The following is an 11,505-nucleotide window of genomic DNA, read 5'->3' as shown; positions in this document are numbered from 1 at the left end:
ATGAGCAGAGGCGCGGCCCGCAACGGAACTGGAACAGGTTCTTGAAAACCGGTGTGATGAGGCGATGAATGCGTTACCGTTTCGACTTGTTGGCGTGACTTGCGGTAGTGGATACCGGGGGTTTCGCCTAGGCGGGTAGCGTTTTCGGTTCGGAAGTTGGGGGTGCCGCGATGGGGCGGTTCACGGGTTTTCGACGATCCAGGCCGTTGGTCGTGCTGGTGGCGGCGTTGTTGGGGGCGGCGGTGCTGCCGCTCGGCGGGGCGTCGGCCGATCTGCACTCCGATATCGCCAATCAGGTGCGGGAATTCCTCGATGTGGGACAGGTTTCGGTGCCGCGCGCGGATTGTGGTCCCGGCTCGGCCCCGGAACCCGGTCTGCAGGGCGATGTTCCGGCCGCCGATCGCAACAGCGGTCGCAGCACCCGCGGCTACACCTGCAATATGTCGCTGGTGGGCGGCTACGCCGGCCACGGCGGCGGAATCACCTCCACCACCTACGACCACTGCTCCTACACCGGTTCGTTCTTCCCCGGCAATCTCCTCAACCCCGCACAGGGCGTCCAGGTGCTCGACGTCTCCGATCCGGCCCATCCGGTGCTGACCGGTTCGCTCACCGAGCCCGCGATGCTGGCGGGCACCTGGGAGAGCCTGAAGGTGAACCAGGCCCGGAAACTGCTGGTGGGCACCGGCGTTCCCATCGGCACGGGGATCGGCTATCTGTCGGTGTACGACATCTCCGACTGCGCGCATCCGCGGCTGCTCAATCCGGGCCCCGGCACGAATCTGGCCATGCCGCTGCCGATCACGACCCACGAGGGCGGATTCTCCCCCGACGGCAGGACCTATTGGGCCTCCGGCATCGCCCCCGGTTTCGTCAGCGCGGTCGATCTCACCGATCCCACCAATCCCCACGTCATCTGGCAGGGTTTGACCGGGATCGAGGCGCACGGCTTCGGGATCAGCGCCGACGGCAACCGCATGTATCTGTCGGCGCTCGGCGGTTTCACCGTGCTGGACATCAGCGCCGTCCAACGGCGGGATCCGAATCCGCAGGTCCATCACATCGGCCGGGTGTTCTGGACCGACGGCTGGGCCACCCAGCACAGCATCCCGGTCACCTACGACGGCAATCCGTATCTGTTCACCGTCGACGAGGCCGGTTCCGGCGGTGTCAAACTCATCGACGTCTCCGACGACACCAACCCCGAGGTCGCGGCCAAGCTCAAACTCGAGATCAATATGCCTGTCCACCAGGACAGCCTGATCGCTTCGGCCATGGGCGGTTCGGTGTTCTCCTACGACGCCCACTACTGCGCCGCCGACCGCCCCAACGACCCGACCGCGCTGGCCTGCGGCTGGGAGTCCTCGGGCATCCGGGTATTCGATGTGCGCGATCCGTTCAGCGTGCGCGAGATCGCCTACTACAACCCGCCCGCCCGCACGGGTCAGAACATGCAGCTGTGGAATTCCCCGCACGCGCTGGGTTCGCTGATCGGGCCGCCGGTGATGGAGGGCTTCTCGGTCGCGCGGGCCATTCTCAACGGCCAGTTCGACCCTGCCCAGGCATTCTCGCAGCGCAGCCTCATGCTGGCCTTCGGCGACGTCTCCTCCGACTGGTGCTTCGCACCACCCGAGTGGCACGGCAACCAGCTGTGGACCACCTGCAGCGACAACGGATTCATGGTGCTGCAGCTCGACAACGACGTGTATTCGCCACCGCCGGACCAGCAGTCGACCGTGGGGTCGTAGTGCCGGGCCCGCCGAACCGCGCAGACCGGTGGCTGCGGCCCGCGGCCTACGCCGCCGCCACCGTCATCCTGCTCGTGCTCGGTGCCGCACTGCGCCCCCTGATTCTCCCCGACAATGCCGCCCCCGCACGGGTTCTGGACGGCACGGAGATCGGATTCGCCCAGGACATGACGGCCCATCACCAGCAGGCGATCCAGATGGTGCAGCGACTGGACCCGGGTGTGGATCCGGCGGTGCGGCAGCTGGCCCAGCAGATCGACGACACGCAACGAGTCGAGATCGGCACCATGCTCGGCTGGCTGCGGCTGGCCAATGCCGCTCCCACCTCCCGCCACCCGATGGCCTGGATGCGCGACGGACCCGATACCGCTGCCGCACATCACCATTCGCCGACCACTACGCCTGCCGCACCGGCCACCATGCCGGGTATGGCCTCGATGGCCGAACTCGACCGCCTCTCCGCCGTCCGCGGCCGCGACGCGGAAATCCTGTTCCTGCAACTGATGTACCGTCACCATCAGGGCGGACTCACCATGGCCCGGGCCGCCGATCGCGCGCTGCCCTCCGGGCCTGTGAAGGAAGCCGCGCGCGGCATGATTACCGGTCAGAGCCAGGAACTCGGCCTGATGGCGGTCATGTTGAATCAGCGTGGCGCCCAGCCGCTTCCGTAGCTCACCAGGCGACCGGCAACTGCTGCACGCCGAGAATGTTGCCGTAACGGAACTGGATTTCCTCCGCAGGGACCGCCAGGCGCAAAGTGGAGAATCGGTTCAGCAGAGCCGGAATGGCCACCCGCATCTCCACCCGGGCCAGCTGCTGACCCAGGCACTGGTGCACACCGTGACCGAACGCGATGTGCCCCGTGGCCCGCCGCCGCACGTCGAGGGTGTCCGGATCGTCGAATCGGCGCGGATCACGATTGGCCCCGTTGATCGACACCGCCACCGTCTCCCCTGCCTTGATCAGCTGCCCGCCCAGCTCCACATCTTCCAGAGCCGCCCGGGCGCTGGTGTGCACGATCGACAGATAGCGCAGTAACTCCTCCACCGCGGGTTCGGCCAGATCCGGGTCGGCGCGCAGCGCCGCCAGCTGCTCGGGATGCCGCAGCAGCGCGAAGACGCCCAGCGCGATCATGTTTCGCGTGGTCTCCAATCCGGCGCCGAGCAGGAACGTGCCGAGCCCGGCGACTTCGTCGTCGGGCATATCGCTGCGGGTGAGCTCGCTGAGCACGTCGTCGGTCGGCTCGGCGCGCTTGGCGACGGCCAGGCGGTGGATGTATTCGGCGATACGGTTCCACGCGGCGCCCATCTCCTCGAAGGACTCCGGCGCCATGATCGTCGACACCTGCCGCTGGAAGAACTCGCGATCGTCGTAGGGCACGCCCAGCAGTTCGCAGATCGTCAGCGCCGGAACAGGTTGCGCGTAGGCAGTCACCAGGTCGACCGGGGGTCCCTGCTCGGCCATGGCATCGAGATGGTCGGCGCTGATCTGCTCGATGCGCGAGGTGAGCAGGGCTATTCTGCGGACGGTGAATTTGCCTGTCAGCGTGCGCCGTAGCCGCGTGTGCTCGGGTCCGTCCACGCCACTGAGGTCTCCGGGTGGGGCCGGAGCCTGCGTCAGGTCCACATCGTGGAGTGGGTCGTGCAGCAGTTCATAGCGGACGCTGAAACGGGGGTCGGCATGGACCGCTCGGACCAGTTCGTGACTCGTGGCCAGCCAGCCCAGGTGGCCGTCCGGGAATCTCATGCGGGTGAGCGGCCGCTCGGCGCACAGCTCGGCCAGCCCCGGGGCAGGGTCGAAGGGGCGGTCCGGGTCACGCAGGATCGGCAAGGTGATTGCCTCGGTGGGAGTTTCGGTCATGCTGTTCCTCCTGGTGAATGTGCCACCACGCTAGAGACCGTTCACATCGACAGCAAGAAAGCAATTCGAAAAATCCCAGGACAACGCGGTCAAATCTGCCGACGCGTTGCAATAGCGGTGACTGGTAATGCAACTTATGAGGAAAAACGTTGCAATGAGATGCGGACGAATGCCACTCTTGGGGGGAATCGCCCGAAATGCATGTCCCCGACCGACTTTCAGGAGCAACCCATGCCGGGACGCCGACTGGCCTATCCGGAGCGCCGACAGATCACCGCGGGTCTGGCCGCGGGACTCACCTTTGCCGAAATCGCGCGTCGTCTCGAGCGTCCCACGTCCACGATCACCCGGGAGGTGATGCGCAACGGCGGACCGGCGAGCTATCGTGCCGAACCCGCGCAACGCGCGACGCAGCAGCGCGCACGGCGTCGTCCGCCGGCCTCGCAGCTGCCACCGACCGCCGCCGAGTCCCCCCGCGATTCGGAGGTCATCGATGTGCTGAGCGACAAGCTGATCATGCTGTTCGAGCGAATGGGCCTGCCCCGCATGGCATGCCGCGTCTTCGCCCGCATGTTCCTCAGCGAGGCCGACAGTTTCACCGCCGCCGAATTGGTGGCCGAGCTGCGGGTCAGCCCGGCATCGATCTCGAAGGCGGTGGGCTATCTCACCGAAGTCGCCCTGGTGCGGCGCGAACGCGACGGCCGACGCGAGCGCTACAGCATCGGACCCGACGTATGGGCCCGCACGGCCGTCGTCAGCGCCGAAATGAACAGGATTACCGGCGAAACCGCCCGGCGCGGGGCCGAACTGCTCGGCACCGACTCGCGAGCCGGAGCGCGGCTGGCGGATATGGCATGGTGTTTCGAGGCCATCTTCCACTACGACGCGCACGGCGCCGAACGATTGGTCGGCCCAGAGCAATTCGTCGCCGGTACCGGAAGCCCACTCGTTCTCCTGCCCCGAATGCGGAACCCCGCTGTCCCTCAGGCACTTTCTGGACGGCAAGAGCACGGGGACGGAGGAACGAGCGGGTGCGACCGCGGGACGGTCGGTATCGTCGGCGCCATGAGTTTGCAAGGACGAGTAGCGCTGGTCACCGGTGCGGGTCGGGGCATCGGCCGGGCGATCGCGCTCGCGCTCGCCGAGGACGGCGCCGATGTGGCGGTGAACTATCGCGCCGATGCGGACGCGGCGGCGCAGGTCGCCGCCGCGATCGCGGCGCAGGGACGCCGGGCGATCGCGGTGCAGGCGAGCGTGGATTCGATCGAGGACGACGAGCGCATGGTGGCCCGCGTGCTCGAAGAGTTCGGCCACGTCGACATCCTGGTCAACAACGCCGGGATCGCCAGCCGCGGCAGATTCGTCGCCGACACCGATCCCGCCGAATTGCAGCGGGTCGTGGCCACCCACGCGCTGGGCGCCCATCACGTGTCCCGGCTGGTGCTGCCGTCGATGCGGACTCGTCCGCGCGGTGACATCGTGATGGTGTCCAGCGTGGCCACCGCCGACTACGGGGCGGGCGGGGCCCCGTACGCGATGGGTAAGGCCGCCCTGGAGGCGTTGGCGTTCACGCTGGCGAACGAGGAGCGGCGCAACGGAATTCGGGTCAATGTGGTGGCGCCGGGGCTGGTCGACACCGAGATGGGGCGGCGGCTGGTGAAGGCCGTCGCCGACCTGGACGATATCCACCGGCTCGACGGCGCAGCGCCGTTCGGTCGCGTGTGCCGACCCGAGGATGTGGCGAATATGGTGCGCTTCCTGGTCTCCGATCGCGCCGAGTACATCAGCGGGCAGAAGGTGTACGTCGACGGCGGCGGTCTCACCCTGGGCTGAGCGCACGTCCGGGACGGTATGGTCGAAGAGGCAAGAGAAACGGGGGACGCGATGAGGCGGGCTGACACGATCACGATTCCCGGCCATGTGCACGGCTATCCGGGGGTGGCGTTCGGCGGATATGTCGCGGGCCTGCTGGCCGGTCGCGTGGGTGGGGATTCGCTGCGCGTCGACTTTCGCCGCACGGTTCCGGTGGACACGCCCGTCGTCATGGCCGAGGCGGGCACGCTGACCTCGGTCGACGGGACATTGCTGGCGCAGGCGCGCTCGGACGAGCCACCCGAGCTGCTCATCCCGAGCCCGCCGTCGTGGGCCGAGGCAGAGGCCGCGTCGGCGAAGTCGGCCGCGGCGAACCGCTGGGACACCAATTGCTACGGCTGCGGCGTCACCCGCCCGCCGGGACGCGGCCTCCGGTTGTTTCCCTGGGGAATACGCGCACGCAATCTCATTGTCGCCGCGTGGATTCCGGACCGCGAGCTGGCGGGCCACGACGGCGCGCTGGGACCGGAGAACGTCTGGGCGGCCATGGATTGCCCGGGCGCCTGGGCGGCCGTCCAAGTCGCCGGCATGCGCTCCGGGGGCGTCACCGCGGCCATGCGAGTCACCTGCCGCCAGCCGGTATACGCCGGAGAGAAGTACCTGTCCTATGCATGGCCCGTCACCGCGGATGGCCGCAAATACACTGTCGGAGTAGCACTTACAGCCCCCGACGGCACCCTCTGCGTCCTCGCCGAAATGCTGTGGATCGAACCGCGCCCCTGACCGATCCCCCTTGGTGCACCTGCCCTTCTTCGTCATCCCGGCATGCTTTTCGCCGGGATGACGAAGAGAGGGCGAACCCACGCTCAGCGCGTCACAGTGGTGGGGCCCCGGCCGAGCCGGTGGCCAGCCAGTTCCAGAACGCGGCGGCGTGGGCAAGGAGCACGTTGGCAACGTCGATCAAGGTACTACCCATCGAGATTCCTCACATCAGGCATCGGACTTGCAGCGCCCAGGGTAACGGAGCCATAACGGCGACGATGGGTTTTGACGATCGCGTCCCGCTCAGAAATTGCCGACGGCGTGCTCCAGTTTGCGTGCCACCAGTTCTCGCGCCTTCTCCCGCAGCACGGGTCGGTAACCGCTGGGATACACCGGATCCGCGGGCACGTACTGCTTGAGAACCTCCTTGGCGAGGGTGATCTTGTGGACCTCGGTGGGACCGTCGGCGATGGCCATCACCTCGGCGTAGTTCACCATGTCCACGAACGGCAGATCCTCGCTGACGCCGAGCGCACCGTGCAGATGCATGGCGCGACGGGCGATATCGTGCATCACCTTCGGCATGGCGACCTTGATGGCGGCAATGTCCTTGCGCACCTTCAGATAATCCTGTTCCTTGTCGATGCGCCACGCGGTGCGCAGGACCAGCAGCCGGAACTGTTCCATCTCGATCCAGCTGTCGGCGATGCGCTCCTGGGTCATCTGCTTACCGCCGAGCACGCCCTTGCCCATCGGGCGCGATACCGCGCGCTCGCACATCATGTCGAAGGCCTTGCGCACCATGGCGACCGTGCGCATGGCGTGATGCACGCGCCCGCCGCCCAGCCGGGTCTGGGCGACGATGAAGCCCTGCCCCTCGGCGCCCAGCAGATGGTCGGCCGGAATGCGCACATCGGTGAACCGCAGATGCGCCTCGTGCTCGCTGAAGCCGTGGACGTGGAAGTTCTTCACGATCTCGAGACCGGGGGTCTCGGCGGGCACGATGAACATCGACAGCCGCTGATGCGGCGGGGCGTCCGGGTCGGTCACCGCCATCACGATGTGGAAGGTTGCGTATTCGGCGGCGGTGTTGAACCACTTCTCGCCGTTGATGACCCAGTCCGCGCCGTCGCGCACCGCGCGGCTCCGGAAGGAGGTGGGATCCGAACCGCCGGTCGGCTCGGTCATCACATAACAGGAGCCGATCTCACCGTCGAGCAGCGGCTGCAGGTACTTCGCCTTCTGCTCCGGAGTGCCGAAGTGGGCCAGGATCTCGGCGTTCCCCGAATCGGGTGCCTGGCAGCCGAAGACCAGCGGCGCCCACATCGAGGTGCCCAGAACCTCGTTGAGCAGGGCGAGCTTCAGCTGTCCGTAGCCGGGTCCGCCGAGCTCCGGGCCGAGGTGGCAGGCCCACAGGCCCTGTTCCTTCACCTGCTCCTGCAGCGGCTCGAGCAGCGCACGTACTTGCGGGTCGGCCCGGTTGTAGGGGTTGAGCCCGATCAGATCGAGCGGCTCCACCTCCGTCCTGACGAATTCGGCGACCCAGTCCAACTTCTTCTGGTACTCCGGGTCGGTCTCGAAATCCCAAGCCATGATCAGCCTTTCGTCTGCTTTGTCATTCCGTCCAATACCGTGGTGGCGATGATGTCGGCGATCTCGTCCGGCGTATGCCCGCCCCGCGGCCGGTACCACAGCGTCACCGAATTCAACATCCCCAGAACGCCGTTGGTGACGACATGGTCGGCCGTACGCAGGACTCCTGCCGCGTATCCGGCGTCGATGACATCCTGCCAGCAGCGCTGCACCCGATCGCGCAGTTCCTGTAGGTCGGCGGCGCGGTCTCCGGTCAGTGCGGAGACGTCACGCAGTTGAATGGCGACCTCGAGCCGGTGCTCGATGATCAGCCGGATGTGGCTGCGGATCAATCTGCGCACCTTGGTGATCGGATCGTCCGCACTCGCCGCGATCTCACCGGCCTCGGCGTACATCACCGCGGTGTAGTCCCGCAGGATCTGGAACAGCAGTTCCTCCTTGGACCCGATGTGGTAGTACAGCGCACCGCGCTGCACATCCGCGCGGTCCCCGATCTCGGCGACGCCGGTGCCGTGAAACCCCTTCTCCGCGAACAGCTCCGCGGCCGCGCGCACGATGCGTTCGCGGGTCTCCCCCGCGACCGCCGCCGGTGGCCGCCCGCGCCGGCGGACGGGCGCGGTCGTCATCGCCACCCGCCGTCGAGGGCCAGGGTCGCCCCGGAACAGTAGCCCGAGGCCGCGGGATCGGCGAAATACAGGGCGGCGCCGACGATCTCGTGCGGCTCGCCGATGCGCCCGGCGGCGGTGTGCCTGCCCAGTTCGATGCGGGTCTCCTCCGGCCAGGCCGTCGAGATGTCGGTGGCGAACGGGCCGCACTGAATCGTGTTGACCCGCACCGACGGGCCGTAGGTCTGCGCCAAACCCACGGTGAGGGCATTCAATCCTGCCTTCGCCGCCGCATACGGCACCGCATAGGGTTCGGGCCGCACGGCCTCCAGCGAGGAGATGTTGATGATCGCCCCGCCGTCCCCGGCGGCCATCCGCGCCCCGATGAGCGCCGAAAGCCGGAACGGCCCTTTCAGATTCACGCCGATGACCTTGTCGAACAGCGCCTCACTCACCTGGTCCAGGCTCGGATACAGCGGTGACAGGCCCGCATTGTTGACCAGCACGTCGACCCGGCCGAATTCGCCGTAACAGGCCTCGACCAGCGCATCGCACTGCGCCCAGTCGCTGACGTTGCACGCCACCGGAACTGCGCGCCGCCCGTACTTCTCCCCCACCTGCTCGGCCAGCGCCGCGCACGCCTCGAATTTGCGGCTGGCGATCACCACGTCCGCCCCGGCGGCGGCGAAGGCCAGCACCATCTCCCGCCCCAGCCCGCGACTGCCACCGGTCACCACAACGACCTTGCCCGACAACCCCATCGGCGGACCTTCCCTCGGGCTGAAATGTTCCACTCAGTACATTAAATGTACCGAGCGATACAATCAAGGGGCACTGAGCTGCCAGAGGGGCACAACCCCCCGTTTTCTACCGCCGAGTAACATGACAGGCGTACTTTTTCCATCCGGCTATCTCGAAATGAGGCAGTAGATGACAGAGCGGATTCAGGTCGGCGGACTGCAGGTGGCGAGGGTTCTCCACGAGTTCGTCGAGAACGAGGCGCTCCCCGGCACCGGCATCGACTCCGCCGCGTTCTGGTCGGGTGCCGAGCGGGTCATCAACGACCTCGCCCCGCGCAACCGTGCCCTGCTGGCCGAGCGCGACGAGATCCAGGGCAAGCTCGATGCCTGGCACGCCGAGAACCCCGGCGCCGGGTACGACAAGGCCGCATACAAGAAGTTCCTCACCGAGATCGGCTACCTGCGCGAGGAGCCGGCCGATTTCACGATCGACACCCGCAACGTCGACGACGAGATCGCCACCACCGCGGGTCCGCAGCTGGTCGTGCCGGTGATGAACGCCCGCTTTGCGATCAATGCCGCGAATGCGCGCTGGGGTTCGCTCTACGACGCGCTCTACGGCACCGACGCCATCCCGGAGACCGGCGGCGCGGAGAAGGGCACCGGCTACAACCGGGTCCGCGGCGACAAGGTCATCGAGTGGGCGCGCAACTTCCTCGACGATGCGGTGCCGCTGATCACCGGCTCGCACGTCGGCTCTCGGGCCTACAAGATCGTCGACGGCGAGCTGGAGGTCACCCTCGAGGACGGCACCACCATCGGTTTGGCCGACGCCTCGGCGCTGGTCGGCTACCTCGGTGAGCCGCAGAACCCGACCTCGGTGCTGCTGAAGCACAATGGCCTGCACATCGACATCCAGATTGATCCGCAGTCCCCGATCGGCAAGACCGACACCGCGGGCGTCAAGGATGTGGTGCTGGAGTCGGCGGTCACCACGATCATGGACTTCGAGGATTCGGTCGCGGCGGTCGACGCCGAGGACAAGGTGCTCTGCTACCACAACTGGCTGGGCCTGATGAAGGGCGATCTGGCCGAAGAGGTCACCAAGGGCGGTAAGACCTTCACCCGCACCATGAATCCGGACCGGGTCTACAAGGCTCTCGACGGCTCGGATCTGGTGCTGCACGGCCGTTCGCTGCTGTTCGTCCGCAACGTGGGTCACCTGATGACCAGCGATGCGATTCTCGACGCCGAGGGCAACGAGGTGCCCGAGGGCATCCTGGACGGCCTGATCACCTCGCTCATCGCCAAGCATTCGCTGCGCGAGGACGTGAAGCTCACCAACTCCCGCACGGGATCGGTGTACATCGTGAAGCCGAAGATGCACGGCCCGGACGAGGTGGCGTTCACCAATGAGCTGTTCGGCCGCATCGAGGATGTGCTGGGCCTGCCCCGCAACACCCTCAAGGTCGGCATCATGGACGAGGAGCGCCGCACCACGGTGAACCTCAAGGCGTGTATCGCCGCCGCCAAGGACCGAGTGGTGTTCATCAACACCGGCTTCCTGGACCGCACCGGCGACGAGATCCACACCTCCATGGAGGCCGGGCCGATGGTCCGCAAGGCCGATATGAAGAAGCAGCAGTGGATCCTGGCCTACGAGGACTGGAACGTCGACACCGGCCTGGCGACCGGCCTGCCGCACAAGGCGCAGATCGGTAAGGGCATGTGGGCCATGCCGGATCTGATGAAGGACATGCTCGAGCAGAAGATCGGCCACCCGCGCGCGGGCGCCACCACCGCGTGGGTGCCCTCGCCGACCGCCGCCACCCTGCACGCCACGCACTACCACCTGGTGGACGTGTTCAAGCGGCAGGGTGAGATCGCCAAGGGCGGCGTGCGCGCCACCGTCGACCAGCTGCTGGAGATTCCGCTTGCGGCGCAGCCGAACTGGACGCCGGAGGAGATCCGCAACGAGCTGGACAACAACTCCCAGTCCATCCTCGGCTATGTGGTGCGCTGGATCGACCAGGGCGTCGGCTGCTCCAAGGTGCCCGACATCAACGATGTCGCGCTCATGGAAGACCGTGCGACCCTGCGCATTTCGAGCCAGCTGATGGCGAACTGGTTGCGCCACGGCATCGTCACCGCCGAGCAGGTGGTGGAAAGCCTCGAGCGCATGGCCCCCGTCGTGGACCGCCAGAACGCGGGCGATCCGAGCTACAAGCCGATGGCCCCCGACTTCAACGGCAGCGTCGCCTTCCAGGCCGCCAAGGACCTGATCCTCGAAGGCACCAAGCAGCCCAACGGCTACACCGAGCCGATCCTGCACCGCCGCCGCCGCGAGGCCAAGGCCCTGGCCGCCAAGAACTGACGGCCTGCGGC

At 67.0% G+C, this 11,505-nt stretch carries 9 protein-coding genes; 5 read left to right on the top strand and 4 right to left on the bottom strand.

The genetic code is table 11. The features are described 5' to 3' along the window. The first annotated feature begins 170 nt into the window (after positions 1-170). Both IU452_RS05325 and IU452_RS05320 read left to right on the top strand, forming a co-directional pair. Positions 171-1,748: an LVIVD repeat-containing protein gene (locus tag IU452_RS05325; protein WP_195107763.1), complete on the top strand. Its 1,578-nt coding sequence runs from the start codon at positions 171-173 to the stop codon at positions 1,746-1,748. Beyond that, positions 1,748-2,419, top strand: a complete 672-nt coding sequence (locus tag IU452_RS05320) for a DUF305 domain-containing protein (RefSeq protein WP_324192448.1) — start codon at positions 1,748-1,750, stop codon at positions 2,417-2,419. Before IU452_RS05325 ends, IU452_RS05320 begins: the two co-directional genes overlap by 1 nt. A gap of 1 nt (position 2,420) precedes the next feature. Here the strand turns inward: IU452_RS05320 and IU452_RS05315 are convergent, their stop codons facing one another. Beyond that, the gene (locus tag IU452_RS05315; RefSeq protein WP_195107762.1) at positions 2,421-3,608 is read right to left on the bottom strand and encodes a cytochrome P450; all 1,188 of its coding nucleotides are present in this window, start codon (positions 3,606-3,608) and stop codon (positions 2,421-2,423) included. A 231-nt stretch (positions 3,609-3,839) separates the two neighbouring features. Here IU452_RS05315 and IU452_RS05310 point away from each other — a divergent pair, with 231 nt between their 5' ends. Together IU452_RS05310 and IU452_RS05305 are read left to right on the top strand one after the other, a co-directional pair. Then, positions 3,840-5,441, top strand: a complete 1,602-nt coding sequence (locus IU452_RS05310; RefSeq protein ID WP_195107761.1) for a glucose 1-dehydrogenase — start codon at positions 3,840-3,842, stop codon at positions 5,439-5,441. A gap of 51 nt (positions 5,442-5,492) precedes the next feature. Beyond that, the gene (locus IU452_RS05305) at positions 5,493-6,203 is read left to right on the top strand and encodes a PaaI family thioesterase (protein ID WP_195107760.1); all 711 of its coding nucleotides are present in this window, start codon (positions 5,493-5,495) and stop codon (positions 6,201-6,203) included. A gap of 282 nt (positions 6,204-6,485) precedes the next feature. On the opposite strand, the gene IU452_RS05300 is transcribed toward IU452_RS05305, so the two are convergent. The 3 genes from IU452_RS05300 to IU452_RS05290 are packed head-to-tail and all read right to left on the bottom strand — an operon-like array spanning position 6,486 to position 9,141. Continuing rightward, on the bottom strand, positions 6,486-7,775 hold the full coding sequence (locus IU452_RS05300; protein ID WP_195107759.1) for an acyl-CoA dehydrogenase family protein: 1,290 nt from the start codon (positions 7,773-7,775) through the stop codon (positions 6,486-6,488). A gap of 2 nt (positions 7,776-7,777) precedes the next feature. Beyond that, the gene (locus IU452_RS05295) at positions 7,778-8,401 is read right to left on the bottom strand and encodes a TetR/AcrR family transcriptional regulator (RefSeq protein WP_195107758.1); all 624 of its coding nucleotides are present in this window, start codon (positions 8,399-8,401) and stop codon (positions 7,778-7,780) included. Beyond that, positions 8,398-9,141 (bottom strand): SDR family NAD(P)-dependent oxidoreductase, encoded by a 744-nt coding sequence (locus tag IU452_RS05290; RefSeq protein ID WP_195107757.1) that lies wholly within the window; start codon positions 9,139-9,141, stop codon positions 8,398-8,400. Before IU452_RS05290 ends, IU452_RS05295 begins: the two co-directional genes overlap by 4 nt. Positions 9,142-9,310: 169 nt before the next feature. Between IU452_RS05290 and IU452_RS05285 the strand changes: the two genes are divergently transcribed. Continuing rightward, positions 9,311-11,494 carry a malate synthase G gene (locus IU452_RS05285; RefSeq protein ID WP_195107756.1) on the top strand — a complete coding sequence of 728 codons (2,184 nt, stop codon included), beginning with the start codon at positions 9,311-9,313 and terminating at the stop codon, positions 11,492-11,494. The last annotated feature ends 11 nt before the right edge of the window (positions 11,495-11,505 follow it).

The organism is Nocardia transvalensis, assembly GCF_015477765.1.
GTDB lineage: Bacteria > Actinomycetota > Actinomycetes > Mycobacteriales > Mycobacteriaceae > Nocardia > Nocardia transvalensis_A.
Note: the sequence above shows the minus strand (reverse complement) of the source record. Positions and strands in the feature narration are given on the sequence as shown.